Consider the following 18134-nt stretch of genomic DNA (forward strand, 5'->3'; position numbering starts at 1 on the left):
AGGCTGCGGTCTGCCGGTCCTGACCGCCCTTCTGTGCCGCTGGGACGAATCCCGGCAGGCAAAAAAAGGATAGGCTCAAGAGATCAGGAAAGCTGAGGGGACCTCCAGCCCCTCGAAGAGCCGGGGGATGATCTCAGGGGGCCGAAGGGTCGCGCGCCAGATCCGGGGAGACCGCCATATTGCCGACATCGCGCATCATGCTCTGGCGAAGGAGAGGGACCCAGCGCGACAGCCAGCGATCCGTCTTGCGGATAAACTCATCAGCCGCAGGGACTTGAGCGAGCGCGGCCTTATCCCAATAAGGAAGAGGCGCCAGAAGCTGGACCGTGCCCGGCTTTGTTGGAGCAAGCAGATAGGTGACGGCAGAGCTTCCCTTGGTGGCATCGGTTGCACCGCTGCTCAGTATCCAGTTGGCGACGACAAACAGTGAAGGCATCGGGAAGCCAAGGGCACTCAGGCGCTTGAAGGCGATCTGGATCAACTCGTCAGACGAAATTGCGCCATTTGGCCCCATTACGGCATTGGCGACAAAGGCGCATTCGTTCCGGCCATCCGGGCGGTCGGAGTAGATATGGGAGGCGTAATTCCGGTCGTCATGGCAATGGGACGTGGCAGCCTGAACGACATCCAGGGGAAGCTGCTCGGTTGCCGTGCGGGCAATCATAACTCCGGTGACAACGCCCCGATCGGTCCGTACCAGTATATTGATCAGCATAAGGCCGCCCGGGCCGAACTGCCCCGTCAGCACCGGATGCCACACACCAGCAGGCAAGGGCAGGGTGTGTCCGCCAAATGGGATCGTGCCGGTAAGTGCTGTCGTGATGTCAGGTGTTATCAGACGATTGGTGTTATCAACCGGGGCATCCGGTGCTGGTGCGCCCGATCCCGGAGCGGCGGGCTGATTATCAGCAGAGCTCGCACTCGGTGCGCCCGGGCGTTGCATTCCGGGTATGCGCTGCAGCCAAGGAGCGTGTGACAGCATCCACGGCATTGGGAAAAACAGGCTCATGATCGTGAAGAAGACCATGAGGTAGATCATGGAACGCCAGACAGGAGCGCGGCGCCAGAGGCGGGTAAAGGCTGACACTGGTGATAATCCCGCCTGGGCTCAGGGTGCTAGACGCGCATTGAGGGATGCGGAATCATCCGCGATCTCGGCCTTGACGCCATCGCTTTCCATGACAAGGCGCACGAGCTTGGCGTTGTTCTGTCGTGCAAGAATCAGGCTTTCGCTCACCATATCCTCGATCGAGCGGACAAGATCGCGTGCGGACGCGCCTGCGCCCAGCTTCTGCTGACGCTGCATCAATTGGAAGAGCAGATGGGCGTCGATACCGCCTGCCTCGACGTTGAGGCCATAGCCCTTGATCATTGCTTCGATTTCCAAGGCAGCAACGCGGGCAAGATCGAGATCGCGCAATTGGCGGAATACGAAGATCCGGTCGAGGCGGTTGAGCACCTCAGGGGCAAACCCGGCCTTGCGAAGGGCCTCAGTCGATTCCGCGCGCATTTTATCAGCATCATCATGAAGGCGATCCGCGATCTCGGTCAGGGCTTCGGTCGCGATGTTAGACGTCAGCATGAAGATGGCGCGTGTGGTCGAAATCTGGGCGCCAGTCGATGCCTCGGTTACGTGACCGTCGTTCCACGCCGTCAGGAATTTCTTGAAGACGTCAGGATGAGCTTTCTCGATCTCGTCCAGAAGAACGATCGCATCGGGCTTCTCCTGCAATCCGCCTGTCAGCTTGCCGAAACTGTCCGAGCCGACATAGCCCTTTGGCGAGCCGAAAAGCATGGTGGCTGCGTGAGGGCTCGACATCTGCGTCATATCGAAATGAAGGAGCGGGCGATCCATCTGACGGGCAATCTGCTTGGCAAGGTAGGTTTTGCCAGTGCCTGGCGGCCCTGCGAGAAGGAAGATACCCACGGGTTTGTTGCGGACGGTAAGCGCCAGCCTGCGTCGAAGCTGCTGGGCGATATCCTCGCAGACCTGGTCCTGCCCGACCACTTTTGCCCTCAGGCCGGCCGCAAGCTCTTCTGCATTGATGGCGACCTCTTTCTGCTCCTGTGCGAGCAGATCCTCAAGGGCGACGCGGTTTGTCAGGCGGGCCAGAATATCCATAACGAAACCTTTGCGACGGCGGAGCCCCTTGCGGGCAAGTTTTGCGGAACGAACTTCATAAAGAAGCCCGGAAATGGTGAGGAGAGCGGTCAGACCGACGATGGGAGGATACGCGTCACGCGCCCAGGAAAGGAAGTGAATCAGCATCCCGCCCGAAAGATGCAACGACACGGCCGCCTGGATGCTGGCGAGGATGAGAAAGATCACCATCATGACGGGCATGAGGCGATTGAGGGCGGGCATCAGCGCTTTCATTGTACGATAACGTCCAGAACGATCTGCTGGTCAAGGCGGGCCAGAGTGGGAAGAACCTGGGGGCCGAGCGCGGTCAGGATTCCCGTTTGCAGACCGCCTGCCGGGGGTGGGGTTATGGGGGTGATTGTGACTTCACCTGCAAGATAGATCGGCAGGACAACCGCCTGAAGTTCGGGTTTCAGCATCAGTTTTTGCGTTATGCCCCCTGAAGTGATCGACACTGTCTGTCCCGGTATCCCGGCAATCTGGGCAATCGGCATCCTGACGAGCCGCATGCGCCGGTTTTTCACTGCGGCAAGAATCTCTGTTTTCTGCTGGCCGTCGAAACCCGACCGGGCGAGCGCCGCAGGAGCCTGCCCCGCTCCAATGAGCGCGAACTGCGCCCCAAGATGGATGGCATCGGCCCGTATCTGGGGTTCGGCAGCTTCAACGGGGCCCGCTGCACGCGAAGGCTGAAGCCCGGCAGCTGAGCCTGAGGATGCGCTATGCCAGTAAGCACCGCCCATACACGCCATCACGATAGCCGAAGCCATGACGAGCTTGGGCACCATGCTGCCGCGCTCGTGGGCATGCTGATGGCGTCCGCCATCATCGCCGTGAGTGAGCGGTTTGAGTTGTGGCTCGGGCGTATCGTTCATCAATGCAACTGTGGCAGGATCGAAACCTCCCCCGCAAGAGGGGTGTTACATGGCGAGTGTAATCAAAAGTTACGAGGCCCTGGGTCTGCGACTGCTTCTCCGGAGAGGTGGCGTCACTCATGTGGCGTGGCCATCCGGCGCCTGCATGGGACGAGTCTTGCAATGAGCGCTGGATTGGCCTAGACAGACGTAATTCCTTTCATCTTTCGTCTTATCGGGGGGTGGCCTTGACGGGCCGCCTTTTTTGTCTTGGCTAATGAAATTCCCAGCCTGAACGGTCTTGAAGCGCGTATCGCGCAGCAGATCGAGCCGACTCTGACCGATCTCGGCTACGAGATCGTGCGTCTGAGCGTCCTGGGGCGTGAGACCCCGACCATCCAGATCATGGCCGACCGTGCTGACGGCTCGCTGATCGGGATCGAGGATTGCGAGCAGATCAGCCACGCCGTTGGTGCCGTGCTCGACGTCGATGATCCGATCCCCGGCGCCTGGACACTTGAAGTGTCCTCCGCTGGCATTGATCGTCCGCTGACGCGCCTCAAGGATTGGGACCGCTTTGCTGGTCATCTCGTCAAGGCCGAACTCGATCTGCCGCTCAATGGCCGCAAGCGTTTTTCCGGCATTATTACCGGCACGCGTGAAAATGCCGCAGTGATCCGTCTGGATGATGGCGAAGAGGCTGTCCTGCCGATCGAGACCATCCGCAAGGCGCGTCTGGTGCTCACCGATGCTCTGATCGAGGCCAGTGCGGCCATGATGGGCATTGCGTCGGAAGACGAAGGGGCAGAAGAAGATGATGCCACGCGTCGCAAGACGCCGAAGCTCAACCCTGCCAAGCCGGGTAAAGGTTCCAGACCCGGACGCAAGACGCACTGAGTTTTTCGCCTATTCCGTTTCTGCCGTTCCGCGCGGTTTCGCGCTCCGTATTTGAGGATTTCGTCTGATGGACACCTCCGTTACCCGTCCTGAGCTGCTTCTGGTGGCAGACGCTGTTTCGCGTGAAAAGAATATCGATCGTGAAGAAGTTCTGGAGGCGATGGAACAGGCCATCCAGAAGGCCGGACGTGCGAAATACGGTCATGAAAAGGACATTCGCGCGACCATCGACCGTCGCTCCGGTGAAGTGCGCCTGTCGCGCTGGACCGAGGTTGTCGAGACCGTCGAGAATGAAGATACGCAGATTCCTCACGCCATCGCGCTGAAGTTCCAGCCCGAGATCAAGATTGGCGAGCATCTGGTCGACCCGCTGCCGCCGATCGATTTCGGACGCATTGCGGCCCAGACTGCCAAGCAGGTTATCGTTCAGCGCGTGCGCGAATATGAGCGCAAGAAGCAGTACAACGAATTCAAGGACCGCGTAGGCGAGATCGTCAACGGTACCGTCAAGCGCACCGAATACGGCAACCTCATGGTCGAGATCGGCCATACCGAGGCTCTGCTGCGTCGCGATGAGCTGATCCCCCGCGAGTCGTTCCGCAACTCGGATCGCGTGCGTGCCTATATCTATGATGTGCGCGACGAGACGCGTGGCCCGCAGATCTTCCTGAGCCGCACGCATCCGGCCTTCCTTGCCAAGCTGTTCGCGCAGGAAGTCCCCGAGATCTATGATGGCATCATCGAGATCAAGGCGGTTGCCCGTGATCCGGGTTCGCGCGCCAAGATGGCCGTCATCTCCAAGGACGCTTCGATCGATCCTGTCGGCGCCTGCGTCGGTATGCGCGGCTCGCGCGTGCAGGCCGTTGTTGCCGAACTGCAGGGCGAAAAGATTGATATCATCCCCTGGAGCCCGCAGGCTGCGACTTTTGTCGTGAATGCTCTGGCACCTGCCGAAGTGACCAAGGTGGTCATGGATGAGGAAGCTGGTCGCGTCGAAGTCGTCGTGCCGAACGAGCAGCTTTCGCTGGCCATCGGTCGTCGCGGTCAGAACGTGCGCCTGGCAAGCCAGTTGACGCGCTGGGATATCGATATTCTTACCGAGGCCGAAGAATCGGAGCGTCGTCAGGAAGAGTTCCGCAAGCGTACACAGCTCTTCGTCGATGCGCTCGATGTCGATGACGTGATCGCAGGTCTGTTGGTGACCGAAGGGTTCCACACCATCGAAGAGCTGGCTTACGCCGATCCCGACGAGCTGCATGCCATCGAGGGTTTCGATGAGAGTGTTGCCGAAGAGCTGATGCGTCGCGCCGAGGAATTCCTCGTGCAGAAGGAGCAGGAGCTGGACGACAAGCGTCGCGGACTCGGCGTTGAAGACTCAATTGCCGAGCTGGGCGTGTTTACCAATGCCATGCTGGTGACGCTGGGTGAGAAGGGCGTGAAAAGCCTTGATGATCTGGCCGATCTTGCTGGTGACGAGCTTGTCGAAATGCTCGGCGATGACAATATCGATGAAGACGCTGCTAATGAGATCATCATGGCGGCACGTGCTCACTGGTTCGATGGAGAAGCGGATGCCGAGTCCCCCGAGGAAGGGGAGGCTTCCGACGTCTGAGTTTCACGAAACAGGGGCGCAGGATATACTCTCGTCAAACAATCTCGATCCGATCGAGCTGGATGACGAGAAAGGCCCGCAGCGACGCTGCATCGTCACTCGAGAGAGTGGAAATCCCGATGTCATGCTGCGTTTCGTCATCTCGCCCGATGGCCTGGTGGTTCCCGATCTGGCAGCGAAGCTGCCGGGGCGGGGAATCTGGTTGAGTGCCAAGCGGGATGTGCTAGAAACCGCGCGGACGCGTCATGTCTTTTCAAGGGCAGCGCGTCAGCCGGTAAAGGTACCTGAGGATATTGCGCAGGTACTGGTTTCAGGAATAGAAGCGCGGCTGGTGCAGGGGCTCGGTCTCGCGCGCCGGGCCGGTCAGGCTCTCTGTGGGTTTGTTAAGTGTCGCGAATGGATTGCCGGCGGCAAGGCTGGTCTGGTGATCCAGGGATCGGGCGGAAGCCCGGATGAGTTGCGGCGTCTGATATCGGGAAACAACAAACTTCCGATGCTGACGTTACCGGCCCAGATGCTTGCGACGGCATTCGGACGGGAACATGCGGTCTATGTTGTGATAGCGCCTGGGGCGCTCGCGCAGCGTCTGATGGCTGAGCATGAACGATTTTTGGGGCTGACCGATGGGTTGGTTCCTGAGCCGCTGACAGAGCGGCTCGCACGGGAACAGGCAGGTATATGAGCGAAGGCAACGAACGGAACCAGGGCACTCAGGCTCAGGGCGGCCAGACAGAGGGCCAGAATGTCCAGGATCAGGGCGCCCAGGCTCAGGGTGACCAGGGTAAGGGACGTCTGTCCCTGCGTCCGGGCGGGCGCATGGAACTCGGGCGGACGGTAGACGCAGGATCGGTGCGTCAGAGCTTCAGCCATGGCCGCTCGAAAGTGGTCCAGGTCGAAGTGCGTAAGAAGCGCGAAACAAACGAGCGCAAGGATGGCCGCGGGGCAGCGGGTGGTCGTGGCGGCCGCGCCGGTGCTGGTCGCGCCCTGACGCCGGCTGAACTCGCGATTCGTCAGCGCGTGCTCGAAGAGCAGCGCAAGGAAGCCGCTCGCGAAGCGGCTCGCGCTGAAGAAGAAAAGATCCGCATTCTCTCCGCAGCTGAAGAAGCAAAGCGTGAAGAAGAGGCGCGTGCCGAAGCTGCAGCGCGTGAGGCCGAACTGGCCCGCGAAGCGGAAGAGCATGAGCGCCAGATGGCGGCAGCAGCCGAAGATCGTGCCAAGCAGGAAGCTCTTGAAGAGCAGCGCAAGGCGCGTGTAGCTGAGCGTGAGCGCGAAGAAGCCGCTCGCCGTGCCCCGCTCGATGCCGCCGAGACGGCACGTCGCTCCGGTGGTGTGCAGCTGGCTGCACCAATGGAGCGTCTGCGTCCGCTGGCCGAGCGTGCTGTCATGGCCCCGCGCCCTGTCACACCCAAGCCGGCCCCTGCCGCCAGCCCCGCAGCGGCTGCGGCACCGCGTAACGAGACGCTGCACCTCCGTCGTGGTGGCGAGACGGAAGATGATCGTCGCGCTGGCCCGCGTCGTGCTCCGGCAGTGCCGCCGCGTCGTGGCGCACCGGCGGCGCCCAAGAAGAGCGGTGATTCGCGTCGTTCGGGCCGCATCGACGTGCGTGCCGCCATTGAAGGCGATGACGACAAGACGCGTTCGCTCGCTTCGGTTCGTCGTCAGCGTGATCGTGAGCGTCGCCAGGCCGAACTCGAGCGTCTGCGTGCCGATCAGGTCCGCGTTGTGCGTGACGTGATCCTGCCCGAGTCCATCTCGGTCGCCGAACTGGCCAACCGTATGGCGCTGCGTCAGGCTGAAGTCGTCAAGGCTCTCATGAAAATGGGCGTCATGGCGACCGCAACCCAGCTGATCGATGCCGATACGGCAGAGCTGGTCATCAGTGAGTTCGGCCATCGTGTCCGTCGTGTCGCCGAGAGCGACGTCGAGCTGGGCATCGAGGGTGTGGACGACCGCGAAGACGAACTGCAGCCCCGCGCTCCGGTCGTTACGGTCATGGGCCATGTCGATCACGGCAAGACCTCGCTGCTCGACGCGCTGCGCACCACCGATGTGGCCGCTGGCGAAGCCGGTGGCATCACCCAGCATATCGGCGCCTATCAGGTGACGGTACCGAGCGGTGCAAAGATCACCTTCGTTGATACGCCAGGCCATGAAGCGTTTACCTCCATGCGTGCCCGTGGTGCCTCTGTCACCGACGTGGTCGTTCTGGTCGTTGCGGCAGATGACGGCGTGATGCCGCAGACGATTGAAGCCATCAAGCATGCCAAGGCTGCCGATGCGCCGATCATCGTTGCCATCAACAAGATCGACAAGCCGGGTGCAAACCCCGACCGTGTCCGTCAGGCGCTCCTCAGCCACGAGATCGTGGTCGAAGCCCTGGGCGGTGACGTGCAGGATGTCGAGGTTTCGGCGCTGAAGCGTACGGGTCTGGACAAGCTGGAAGAAGCCATTCTGCTTCAGGCAGAAGTGCTCGACCTCAAGGCGAATCCGAACCGTGTGGCCGAAGGGTCCGTCATCGAAAGCCGTCTCGACCGTGGTCGCGGTCCGGTGGCGACTGTGCTGGTCCAGAAGGGTACGCTCAACCGCTCCGATATCGTGGTGGCTGGCGCCGAGTGGGGGCGCGTGCGCGCCATGCTCGACGACAAGGGCCGTCAGCTCAAGGAAGCTGGCCCCTCCATGCCGGTCGAACTGCTTGGCATCACCGGTGTTCCGGGTGCTGGCGAGCCGTTCGTGGTTGTCGAAAACGAGAACCGTGCCCGCGAGATCTGCGAGTTCCGTCAGCGTCGCCAGCGTGACAAGATGGCCGCAGGTCGTGCCGCAGCCCGTGGTACACTCGACCAGATGCTGGCCCGTATCCAGGCTGGTGAGCAGAAGGAAGTGGCTCTGCTCATCAAGGCTGACGTGCAGGGTTCTGCCGAGGCGATCGAGGCTTCCGTGCTCAAGCTCGAGCATGAGGAAGTGCGCATCCGCGTGCTGAACGCTTCTGTCGGTCAGATCACGGAAAGCGACATCCAGCTTGCCAAGGCATCCAACGCCATCATCGTCGCCTTCAACGTGCGTGCAACGACGCAGGCACGTGAGATGGCGCAGCGTGAAGACGTGGATATCCGCTACTACTCGATCATCTATCAGGTGACCGACGATGTGGAGCAGCTGGTCAAGGGCAAGGTTGCGCCCAAGCATCGCGAGAAGTTCCTGGGCTACGCCGAGATCCGCCAGGTGTTCAACATCACCAAGGTTGGCAAGGTTGCGGGCTGCTATGTCACGGAGGGCGTGGTCAAGCGCGGCTGCGGCGTGCGTCTGCTGCGTGACAACGTGGTGATCCATGAAGGCGATCTGAGCCAGCTCAAGCGCTTCAAGGACGACGTCAAGGAAGTGGCTCGCAACTACGAATGCGGTCTGTCCTTTGCCGGTTACAACGACCTGCGCGAAGGCGATGTCGTCGAGTGCTTCGAGATGGAAGTGATCCCTGCATGAGGGGATCGCGTTCCAAGGTTCCGGGGTTCTCAGGCCCCGGCGACGCCGCCGGCGGACCGTCGCAGCGTCAGTTGAGAATGTCCGAAGAGGTCCGTCGTGTCCTCTCGGAGATTTTCGCGCGCACTGAGTTCCGCGACCCTGAACTGGTCGACGTGCGTGTGACGGTGACGGAGGTGCGTATTTCGCCCGACTTCCGTCACGCCACAGCGTTCGTATGCCGTCTGGGTCGGAGTGACGTCGAGGAAATCCTTCCTGCGCTGAAGCGTGTCGCCCCTTTCCTGCGGACAGGGCTGTCCAAGACACTGCGTTCGCGCATGGTGCCAGAGATCCATTTCCAGCCCGATACGGCTCTGGAACACGCAATGGACATGGACGCGCTCATGCGCACACCCGAGGTCAAGCGCGACCTCGAATCAAAAGACTGAACGGAGCGACCCATCATGGGACGCAAGAAAGGGCAGGATATCGACGGCTGGCTGGTCGTCGATAAGGGCCTGCATATCGGCTCCACCGATGTCGTGAACAAGGCGCGTCGCCTGTTCGATGCGAAGAAGGCCGGTCATGGTGGCACACTCGACCCCCTCGCGACGGGTATTCTGCCTGTTGCTTTCGGTCAGGCCACCAAGACAATTCCCTACATCATGGATGCGACCAAGCGTTATCGCTTCACGCTTTTCCTGGGCGAATCCCGCACGACGGACGATCGTGAAGGGGAGGTGGTTGCCACGAGCGCACACCGTCCATCGGATGAGGAACTGCGCGCGGCGCTCCCGGCGCTGACGGGTGACATCATGCAGGTCCCACCTGTCTATTCGGCGTTGAAGGTCGATGGTGAGCGCTCCTATGATCTCGCCCGTGCTGGCAAACCGCCCGAACTGCCCCCGCGCCCGGCGCGTGTTGACTCCATCGTTCTGGTCGAACGCCCTGATCGCGATCACGCGATTTTCGAGGTTCAATCGGGCAAGGGCGTCTATATGCGCAGCCTCGCCCGAGACATTGCCCTGGCCTGTGGAACTGTCGGGCATATCGCTGTCCTGCGTCGGACCAAATGCGGTCCGTTCGAGGAGAAACATGCGATAACACTGGACAAGCTGATCCAAAATGACGACAAGGCCGATGCACTTTCAGCGTTTCTGCGCCCGGTCTCGACCGCGCTGGCCGACATCCCGGCTCTGGCCGTGACCGACGCAGAAGCACAGGCCTTGCGCTTCGGTCAGAGCCTCGCTCTGACAGACCGCCTCGATCTGATGCTGACAATGCAGGATGGCGACATTCTGCAGGCCCAGGAGGGGGGGTGTCTTGTCGGGTTGTGCCGCGTCCAGGAGGGCCGTCTCAAGCCGATACGGATATTCGAGTCGTTTAAATACGGAGACAGAGATGTCGATTACAGCTGAACGCCGCACGGCGCTTATCGAAGAATACAAGACCAATCCGACCGATACCGGGTCACCGGAAGTCCAGGTTGCCCTGCTGAGCGAGCGCATCGTCAACCTGACGGGCCATCTGCAGACGCACAAGAAGGACTTCCACTCCCGTCGTGGTCTCCTGATGCTCGTCGGTCAGCGTCGTGGCCTGCTTGACTACCTCAAGCGCAAGGACCAGGGCCGCTACCAGACCCTTATCGAGCGTCTCGGCCTGCGCCGCTAACATGCTCGGGCGGAGCGCCTCGTCTCCGCCACTGCCCGCCGTCCTTCTGGCGGCGGGCCAACAGGCTGCGCCTTTGAACGTTGAAGCTGGAGACAGAACCGGCCTTCGGCGTTTCAGGCCACATGGTGACATGCCGGTCCGATCCCGGTCGTTCTTGCCATGCCGTCCGAAACGCTGCCAGCCAGTCAGGGCCCGTTCCCTCCTTCTCCCCGTTCCCGGTGACAAGCCGCATTCTCAGGACTGAATGATGTTCAACTACTTCCGCAAGGAAATCGACTGGGCAGGCCGCCCGCTCGTCATCGAAACCGGCAAGATTGCCCGTCAGGCTGACGGTGCTGTTGTCGTGACCTACGGCGACACGGTTGTGCTTTGCACGGCCGTTGGCGCAAAGAGTGTCAAGCCGGGTCAGGACTTCTTCCCGCTGACGGTCAACTATCAGGAAAAGGCTTACGCAGCTGGCCGTATCCCGGGTGGCTTCTTCAAGCGCGAAGGGCGTCCTTCCGAGAGCGAAACCCTGATTTCGCGTCTGATCGACCGTCCGATCCGTCCGCTCTTCCCGGATAACTTCCGCAACGAAGTGCAGGTCACGGCGACTGTTCTCAGCCATGACATGGAGAACGACCCCGGTCTGGTCGCGCTCATCGGCTGCTCGGCTGCCCTGACGCTTTCTGGTATTCCTTTCTATGGTCCGGTCGGCGTTGCTCGCGTTGGCATCATCGACGGTCGTACGGTCATCAACCCGACCGTTGCCGAGATGAAGGAAAGCGCCCTCGACCTGGTTGTTGCCGGTACGACCGAAGGCGTGCTGATGGTTGAATCCGAGGCTTCCGAGCTTTCGGAAGAAGTGATGCTCGACGCCGTCACCGCCGGTCATGCCGCATTCCAGCCGGTTATCGATGCGATCATCGATCTTGCCGAGCATGCTGCAAAGCAGCCCTGGAATCTCGAAGGCCCGACCAAGGAGCAGATCGCTCTGCGCAAGCGCGTGGAAAAGATCGGCACCAAGCTCATGGCCGATGCCTACAAGGAAAAGGCAAAGCAGGCGCGTTACGAGAAGATCGCCATCGCCAAGGGGCGCATCATCGAAGGGCTTCTTGAAGAAGGTCTCGACGTCGATTCTGCCAAGCCGATGCTCAAGGAGCTCGAGGCTCAGGTCGTTCGTGGCGCCATTCTGAAGACCGGCCAGCGTATCGATGGTCGCGACACCAAGACGGTCCGTCCGATCGTGTCCGAAGTCGGCATCCTGCCGCGCGCTCATGGTTCCGCGCTGTTCACCCGTGGTGAGACGCAGGCTCTGGTCGTTGCCACGCTCGGCACGACGCAGGACGAGCAGATCATTGATGCGCTTGAGGGCGAATACCGCTCCAACTTCATGCTGCACTACAACTTCCCTCCCTATTCGGTCGGTGAGTGTGGTCGCATGGGCAGCCCGGGCCGTCGTGAAATCGGTCATGGCAAGCTGGCCTGGCGCGCTCTTCACCCGCTGCTGCCGGGCAAGGACCGTTTCCCGTACACCGTGCGTATCGTGTCTGAAATCACCGAGAGCAACGGCTCTTCGTCGATGGCAACCGTCTGCGGCTCGTCTCTGGCCCTCATGGATGCCGGCGTGCCGCTGCCGCGCCCTGTTGCCGGTATCGCCATGGGTCTGATCAAGGAAGATCGCGGCTACGCCGTTCTTTCCGACATTCTCGGCGACGAAGATCATCTCGGCGACATGGATTTCAAGGTGGCCGGTACGGAAGCGGGCATCACCGCGCTTCAGATGGACATCAAGATCACCTCGATCACGCCTGAAATCATGAAGGTTGCGCTCGAGCAGGCCCGTGATGGCCGTCTGCACATCCTCGGCGAAATGGCGAAGGCGATCGACGAAGGCCGTGAAGGCGTGTCGCGCAATGCGCCGAAGATCACGACCATGACCATCGCCAAGGAAAAGATCCGCGATGTGATCGGTTCGGGTGGCAAGGTCATTCGCGAGATCGTCGAGTTCTCGGGTGCCAAGGTTGATATCAACGACGAAGGCGTGATCACCATCGCGGCCTCGAATGACGAGCAGGCCCAGAAGGCCATCTCGCGCATCGAAGGTATCGTGGCAGAGCCGGAAATCGGTCGCATCTACGATGGCAAGGTCGTCAAGACCGCCGATTTCGGCGCGTTCGTGAACTTCCTCGGCCCGCGCGACGGTCTGGTGCATATCTCCGAGCTGAGCGATGCCCGCGTGGCCAAGACCACGGATGTCGTCAAGCAGGGTGACGCCGTGAAGGTGAAGGTTGTCGGCTTCGACGACCGCGGCAAGGTAAAGCTCTCGATGCGTGTCGTCGACCAGCAGACGGGCGCCGATATCTCGGAAAGCGTCGGCGCAAAGCCGTCCCGTCCGTCCAGACAGCGTGACGCTGACTGACCTGCCGTTTCATGAGGGGGCGGTGCAAAAGCCGCCCCACTCGGAGTACAACATAGATTATGATGTCGATTGATACCGTCCGCATGGCTGGCCGGGATGTTCTTCCCCTTGTTGAAGGTGGGAAGGGCGTTTCGGTCTCGACTGGTATTTCTGCCGGGCATTGGGCCGCCGCTGGTGGCGTAGGCACCGTTTCTGCCGTCAATGCCGACAGTTATGATAAAGATGGCAACCGCATTCCGCAGACCTATTCAGGCCGCACGCGGCGCGAACGGCATGAAGAGCTGATTCGCTACGCCATCGAAGGCGGTATCACCCAGGTCAGGATTGCCCGCGAGATCGCAGGCAGCAACGGCATGATCAACGCCAATCTTCTTTGGGAGATGGGTGGCGCCGAGTTGGTGATCGAGGGCATTCTCGAACAGGCTCCCGGACTGATCGACGGTCTCACCTGCGGCGCAGGCATGCCCTATCGTCTTTCCGAAATCGCGGCGCGTCATAACGTTCATTACTATCCGATCGTCTCCTCCGCGCGTGCCTTCAACGCGCTGTGGAAGCGCGCCTATCACAAGACGGCCGAGCTTCTGGGCGCGGTCGTTTATGAAGATCCGTGGCGTGCCGGTGGGCATAACGGGTTGTCGAACACCGAAAACCCGCTGCACCCGGAAGATCCGTATCCGCGCGTTGCTGCGCTGCGCAAGGCGATGAACCAGTTCGGTCTCGAAACCGTGCCGATCATCATGGCCGGCGGCGTGTGGTGGCTCGAGGAATGGGCGCACTGGTTCAATAATCCGGAAATCGGCCCGATCGTGTTCCAGTTCGGCACACGACCGCTTCTGACGCAGGAAAGCCCGATTCCGGATGCCTGGAAACGCCGCCTGCGCCAGCTGCATGAAGGCGATGTCTATCTCAATCGCTTCTCGCCAACGGGGTTCTATTCCTCGGCGGTGAATAACAGCTTCATGATGAATCTGCGTGGCCGCTCGGAACGCCAGGTGGCGTATAGCAGCGAGCCGGTGGGTGAGCACGACACGCCCCATGGCATCGGTGCGCGCAAGCGCGAGGTGTTCATGACCGCAGCCGATCGCGCTCATGTTCTGGCCTGGGAGGCCGCAGGTTATACCGAGGCCATGCGCACGCCGGACTCGACCCTCGTGTTCGTGACCCCGGAAGAGAGCCGCGTGATCGTGGCCGAGCAGGTTGCCTGCATGGGCTGCCTGTCTGAATGCCGCTTCTCCAACTGGAGCCAGCGCGGGCCGAATTACACCAATGGTGCCAAAGCTGACCCGCGTTCCTTCTGTATTCAGAAGAGCCTGCAGGACATCGCGCATGTCGATGACAGTGCCGGTCAGGCACTGGCCGATCAGGTTGTTGATAATAACCTGATGTTTGGTGGCACCAATGCATGGCGTTTCGGAAGCGATCCGTTTTATGCTGCTGGCTTCACGCCGACAGTCAGACAACTGGTCGAGCAGATCATGACGGGGCGCTGAGCGCCCCCTTTTTGCAAAGGAGCGTTGCGGCATGATGAAGACGCATTCCCGTCTTTCTGCCTCTCGCCCTTTTGCTTCTCTGATTACCTCCGCTACCAACCATCTTGCGCGTTATGCCATCACGCTCTCCCCCGAACAGCTCAGCCTGTATGAGGGAGGACGTGCGGCTCTTGTTACGGCGCTGGCGCTGGCGCCGTCACTGTTCTTCGACCAGCCCGTCCTGGCCTGGATCGCCTTCGCCTGTTTCTGGGCCTGTCTGATCGATCCGGGCGGTCCCGACCGCGAACGTTTTCAGGTTCTCGGTGGGTTCACGCTTGCCGGGACGGCGCTGGTTTTCATTGTCTCCGCCCTGAGCGTCTTCGGCTCTCTTGCGACCTTGCCCCTGGTGGCTCTGATTGGTCTGGGCTGCGGGCTGGCGCGCGTCTTTTCTCCTGCGGTCATGCAGCTCTGGGTACTGGCGGGCTGCGCTGCTGTCGCGGCGACGGGATTCCCCTCTGAGCCGGTGAGGGCTGCCGAGATAGCCGGTCTGTTCTTTGCAGGCGGCGCTCTTGCCACGCTGTTCTGCCTCGTACTGTGGCGGCAGCAGCCCTATGCGCCTGCACGGCGCAGCATTGCCGCAACCTATTATATCCTCGACCTGATGGCACGTGAGCTTGCAGCGGGGCGGCTGCGTGAAACGGTGCATCGCCAGGCAGCGCGCAACGCCATCGAGCGTGCCCGTGGATTGCTGACGGTGCTCGATGCACGACACGGCAATTTCCGGCTCAGGCGCCGCATGGAAGCAGCCCTGACGGCCGCCGAGCGTGTCTTTACGGCGCTTCTGGCGCTTGAACACCAGGCAGAGGCCGGGCCTCTCGCGCCTGAGTTGCGCAATCTGCTCGCTCGTCTCGGGATGGCCTGCCATGAATGCATGCGTCAGGCGGCCCGACCCGAACCCGATTTCAGAATTCTCGGGCAGCTGGCCCAGACATTGGATCGCAAGGCGCGTATCGGGGGCGTGGTACATGCCATGCCGATTATTGCCTGTGCCGAGGCGTTCGAGCGCATGATCGCGGCGTTCTCGCGCCGCCATCAGGAGGCGGAGGCAGCGCAGGGCGCTGCTCTGAGAGTGCTTACACCTGCGATATGGCGTCATGCCTGTCGTCTTTCCCTCGCCTTGACCCTGACGCAGATCGTCTGTCTCTACGGGGGGGAGGGATTTTCCTACTGGGCGTTGATCGCCGCCCTGCTCGTGATGCAGCCCGCAGGCAATGTCACGCTGGTGCGCAGCGTCGAGCGTGTGATCGGCAGTGTCGGCGGCAGTCTTCTGGCCGCGCTTTGTGCACTGGTCCTGCCAGGCAAATCGGCCCTTCTGGTCGTCGCAGTCTTCATGTCGCTCGCCGCCATCGCCACGAGGGCGGTCAATTACACCATGCTGGTGTTTTTCCTGACCGGCCTTGTCGTGGTGATTGCCGAGGCCGTGATGCCGGGGGGCGGCATTATCTGGGCGAGAGTGCTGGATAATCTGATCGGCAGCGGTATCGCCCTGTTCTGTGTGCTGCTGCTCTGGCCTCAGCGCAGCGATGCCGATCGTGACGGGCTGGTGAAGCGCGCCATTGAGGCGAATTTCCGCTATGCGAGCCTTGTTCTGCACGGCGACCGTCTGCCGGGTGAGACGGACAAGGCGCAGCGTGAGGCAGGCATGACCACGATTGCGGCCGAATTCTCACGCGGGGGGCTGCCACTTTTCGGCGGGTTGGCCGTGCAGCTGCATGACGGCGATTTTCTGATTCGTCAGGAAACGCTGAAAGCGTTGCGTCGGCTGAGTGGCGAGATGACGCTTTACCGCTTCGATATGCAGAATGGCCTTCGGGATCCGAATGCAGACGAGGCGGCCCGTTTCGAAGGATGGAGCGAGGCGCTCACCAGAGGCGAGGCCCTGCCGGAAATCATCTCTCTGTTGCGTGACGAGGCGCTGCTTCTGCGTCTGGCGCGCCGCCACCCCGCTTCAGATCAGGCAGAGTTCCGAGAGGCTGCGACGCAGGGCGGGCGGCAGATCCTCGATACCTGAGACGGCGCTCCCACCGCCCAGATCGGGTGGGGCGTCCTCCGGCTTGAGGTAGCGCCAGCCCTGAAACGGACGCATGGCCCGTGGATGCACGGGGATGATGTCGTCTGTTACCAGGATATGCGTGCCGAGCTGCCCATCGGGTCTGGTGAAGGGGCGAAACCCGACGATGGGCTGACGGCACAGAACAAGCCCACCCATGACACGATAGAGCGAGCCCTGTCCGCTGATCTCATCGGCCTGTTTCGGCATGGTGCGGGTACGGATCACGCCATATCCCTCGACGCGCTCGCCGCGCTGCATCCAGGCGGCAAGTTCATCGAGTGTGGTGCATCCAACCACCAGTTTGATCATGTTGAGCAATATCAGTGCTTACCCATGAAGCCTTGCGCCCAGTCGGCATAGTCTTTCTTGAACCGGGCGGTGTCGATGGCCTGGATGATACGCACCTTGCGCACGCCCATCCCCCTGGGGGCGAGGGAGTCGGGCCAGACATAGGCATGGCCATAGCCGATGCCCTTGCTGATCTCGACATCCATGTAGGCATCCTGTGCCTTGGTCACGAGTGCCGGATCGGCCACAATGGCGCTCGTGACCTCGTCCCACATCGCAAGCGGCACGTTGTATTTCACCAGATAATCGGTGACCGGCGTCTTGTGGTTGTGTGCGATAGCGGCGACTTCGTCTTTCGACAGCACGACATCGTTGGAGACATTGGCCACCGAAGTGATGCGTGGCCAGGGTGCGGTGAGGGTGATATGCGCCGCTTCCGGATCGAAGATCAGGTTGAAATCCGAGCCGTTATCGGCATTTCCCGTGACGGACATCATCGACAGATCAAGATACCCGCCCATGAAGACGAGCTGCTTGGCCGTGCTGGCAAAGCTCGGGTCGAGCCTGATGGCGAGTGCGAGATTGGTCATTGGCCCCGCTTCAATAATCGTCACCTCATGCGGATGGGCATGAACCTGCTGGATCATGAACAGGGCGGCCGGAATACCCTGCGGCTGGAGCGTGGGGGCACCATCGGGCGTTGTGGCGACGGCGGGTTGCGTGTCAGGCGTATTGCTCATCGAACCCAGGCCGCCCCAGGCCCCTTTCCAGGGAAGGGTGCCGAATTGCTGCTCGCGCAGGCGGGTAAGGGCCACTGTATTGACCAGAGGCTGAGTCGCCCCGTCGAATACCGGCACATCGCGATGGCCGGAAATCTCGAGGAAACGACGGATGCGCGCGCTCTCGGCATTCTCCCAGTCATCACCCGCCACCACTGTCAGGCCGAGCACCCGGAGTTTCGGGTTGTTCAGCAGCGGGATGACGGATTGGATGTTTGAGCCACCCGGGCCGAGATAGTCATTATCGGCAATGACGAGTTCCGGTCCTGAGGAAGCCCCGGCATGGGCTGAACCGATCGTAAGGGCGGCAAGAGCCAGACTGGCAAGGAAACGACGCATGGAAAGCTCTTACTCCGAGAAGGGGGAAGGGTTCCCCCGTTACTCGTTTCTAGCTGATCGGTGTCGCAAGGGAAGCAGGCGTTTGCGCCTTTGGGCCGCAGCCTTGCGGAAAAACAAA

At 61.2% G+C, this 18134-nt stretch carries 14 protein-coding genes and 2 pseudogenes; 11 read left to right on the top strand and 5 right to left on the bottom strand.

From position 1 onward, the window contains the following. Positions 1–133 precede the first annotated feature (133 nt). The 3 genes from IEV53_RS01195 to IEV53_RS01205 are packed head-to-tail and all read right to left on the bottom strand — an operon-like array spanning position 134 to position 3015. Entirely contained in the window at positions 134–1087 is a 954-nt protein-coding gene (locus IEV53_RS01195) for a hypothetical protein (protein WP_188424790.1), read from the bottom strand. A 21-nt stretch (positions 1088–1108) separates the two neighbouring features. Further along, positions 1109–2377 carry an AAA family ATPase gene (locus IEV53_RS01200; RefSeq protein WP_188424793.1) on the bottom strand — a complete coding sequence of 423 codons (1269 nt, stop codon included), beginning with the start codon at positions 2375–2377 and terminating at the stop codon, positions 1109–1111. Next, a complete protein-coding gene (locus IEV53_RS01205) occupies positions 2374–3015 on the bottom strand; it encodes a hypothetical protein (RefSeq protein ID WP_188424795.1) in 642 nt (213 codons plus the stop codon). Before IEV53_RS01205 ends, IEV53_RS01200 begins: the two co-directional genes overlap by 4 nt. 249 nt (positions 3016–3264) lie before the next feature. Here IEV53_RS01205 and rimP point away from each other — a divergent pair, with 249 nt between their 5' ends. The 11 genes and pseudogenes from rimP (at position 3265) to IEV53_RS01255 (ending at position 16568) form a co-directional block, all read left to right on the top strand. Further along, positions 3265–3891, top strand: coding sequence for a ribosome maturation factor RimP (rimP, locus tag IEV53_RS01210; RefSeq protein ID WP_188424796.1), 627 nt, complete (start codon positions 3265–3267; stop codon positions 3889–3891). A 67-nt stretch (positions 3892–3958) separates the two neighbouring features. Next, on the top strand, positions 3959–5503 hold the full coding sequence (gene nusA, locus IEV53_RS01215; RefSeq protein WP_188424798.1) for a transcription termination factor NusA: 1545 nt from the start codon (positions 3959–3961) through the stop codon (positions 5501–5503). Continuing rightward, entirely contained in the window at positions 5463–6185 is a 723-nt protein-coding gene (locus IEV53_RS01220; protein ID WP_188424800.1) for an RNA-binding protein, read from the top strand. The genes nusA and IEV53_RS01220 overlap by 41 nt, the downstream gene beginning before the upstream one ends. Next, positions 6182–6719, top strand: a pseudogene (locus tag IEV53_RS14930) (IF-2-associated domain-containing protein); the annotation flags it as partial. The gene IEV53_RS01220 and the pseudogene IEV53_RS14930, both read left to right, overlap by 4 nt. A gap of 107 nt (positions 6720–6826) precedes the next feature. Next, a pseudogene (gene infB / locus IEV53_RS01225) lies at positions 6827–8980 on the top strand (translation initiation factor IF-2); the annotation flags it as partial. Beyond that, on the top strand, positions 8977–9405 hold the full coding sequence (gene rbfA, locus IEV53_RS01230) for a 30S ribosome-binding factor RbfA (protein WP_188424804.1): 429 nt from the start codon (positions 8977–8979) through the stop codon (positions 9403–9405). The pseudogene infB and the gene rbfA, both read left to right, overlap by 4 nt. 15 nt (positions 9406–9420) lie before the next feature. Continuing rightward, on the top strand, positions 9421–10374 hold the full coding sequence (gene truB / locus IEV53_RS01235; protein ID WP_188424806.1) for a tRNA pseudouridine(55) synthase TruB: 954 nt from the start codon (positions 9421–9423) through the stop codon (positions 10372–10374). Continuing rightward, positions 10358–10627, top strand: a complete 270-nt coding sequence (rpsO, locus tag IEV53_RS01240) for a 30S ribosomal protein S15 (protein ID WP_127102740.1) — start codon at positions 10358–10360, stop codon at positions 10625–10627. Before truB ends, rpsO begins: the two co-directional genes overlap by 17 nt. A 247-nt stretch (positions 10628–10874) precedes the next feature. After that, entirely contained in the window at positions 10875–13028 is a 2154-nt protein-coding gene (gene pnp / locus IEV53_RS01245; protein WP_188425376.1) for a polyribonucleotide nucleotidyltransferase, read from the top strand. A 59-nt stretch (positions 13029–13087) separates the two neighbouring features. After that, positions 13088–14518 carry an NAD(P)H-dependent flavin oxidoreductase gene (locus IEV53_RS01250; protein ID WP_188424814.1) on the top strand — a complete coding sequence of 477 codons (1431 nt, stop codon included), beginning with the start codon at positions 13088–13090 and terminating at the stop codon, positions 14516–14518. A 31-nt stretch (positions 14519–14549) separates the two neighbouring features. Further along, the gene (locus tag IEV53_RS01255) at positions 14550–16568 is read left to right on the top strand and encodes an FUSC family protein (protein ID WP_188424816.1); all 2019 of its coding nucleotides are present in this window, start codon (positions 14550–14552) and stop codon (positions 16566–16568) included. Here IEV53_RS01255 and IEV53_RS01260 read toward each other — a convergent pair. Beyond that, entirely contained in the window at positions 16506–16928 is a 423-nt protein-coding gene (locus tag IEV53_RS01260) for a DUF1489 family protein (RefSeq protein ID WP_188424817.1), read from the bottom strand. The two genes, IEV53_RS01255 and IEV53_RS01260, sit on opposite strands and share 63 nt — an antisense overlap. Positions 16929–16930: 2 nt before the next feature. Beyond that, on the bottom strand, positions 16931–18016 hold the full coding sequence (locus IEV53_RS01265; RefSeq protein WP_188424820.1) for a nucleoside hydrolase: 1086 nt from the start codon (positions 18014–18016) through the stop codon (positions 16931–16933). Positions 18017–18134 lie beyond the last annotated feature (118 nt).

Origin of the sequence: Asaia siamensis (assembly GCF_014635085.1) — a bacterium.
In the GTDB taxonomy this organism is placed as follows: Bacteria; Pseudomonadota; Alphaproteobacteria; order Acetobacterales; family Acetobacteraceae; genus Asaia; species Asaia siamensis.

What these genes read in the sequence shown, in the direction of transcription:
- IEV53_RS01200 (WP_188424793.1), bottom strand. Translation starts at nt 2,377, where the DNA reads ATGAAAGCGCTGATGCCCGCCCTCAATCGCCTCATGCCCGTCATGATG.
- IEV53_RS01265 (WP_188424820.1), bottom strand. Translation starts at nt 18,016, where the DNA reads ATGCGTCGTTTCCTTGCCAGTCTGGCTCTTGCCGCCCTTACGATCGGT.
- IEV53_RS01250 (WP_188424814.1), top strand. Translation starts at nt 13,088, where the DNA reads ATGATGTCGATTGATACCGTCCGCATGGCTGGCCGGGATGTTCTTCCC.
- truB (WP_188424806.1), top strand. Translation starts at nt 9,421, where the DNA reads ATGGGACGCAAGAAAGGGCAGGATATCGACGGCTGGCTGGTCGTCGAT.
- IEV53_RS01255 (WP_188424816.1), top strand. Translation starts at nt 14,550, where the DNA reads ATGATGAAGACGCATTCCCGTCTTTCTGCCTCTCGCCCTTTTGCTTCT.
- IEV53_RS01205 (WP_188424795.1), bottom strand. Translation starts at nt 3,015, where the DNA reads ATGAACGATACGCCCGAGCCACAACTCAAACCGCTCACTCACGGCGAT.
- IEV53_RS01220 (WP_188424800.1), top strand. Translation starts at nt 5,463, where the DNA reads ATGCCGAGTCCCCCGAGGAAGGGGAGGCTTCCGACGTCTGAGTTTCAC.
- rbfA (WP_188424804.1), top strand. Translation starts at nt 8,977, where the DNA reads ATGAGGGGATCGCGTTCCAAGGTTCCGGGGTTCTCAGGCCCCGGCGAC.
- nusA (WP_188424798.1), top strand. Translation starts at nt 3,959, where the DNA reads ATGGACACCTCCGTTACCCGTCCTGAGCTGCTTCTGGTGGCAGACGCT.
- rpsO (WP_127102740.1), top strand. Translation starts at nt 10,358, where the DNA reads ATGTCGATTACAGCTGAACGCCGCACGGCGCTTATCGAAGAATACAAG.
- pnp (WP_188425376.1), top strand. Translation starts at nt 10,875, where the DNA reads ATGTTCAACTACTTCCGCAAGGAAATCGACTGGGCAGGCCGCCCGCTC.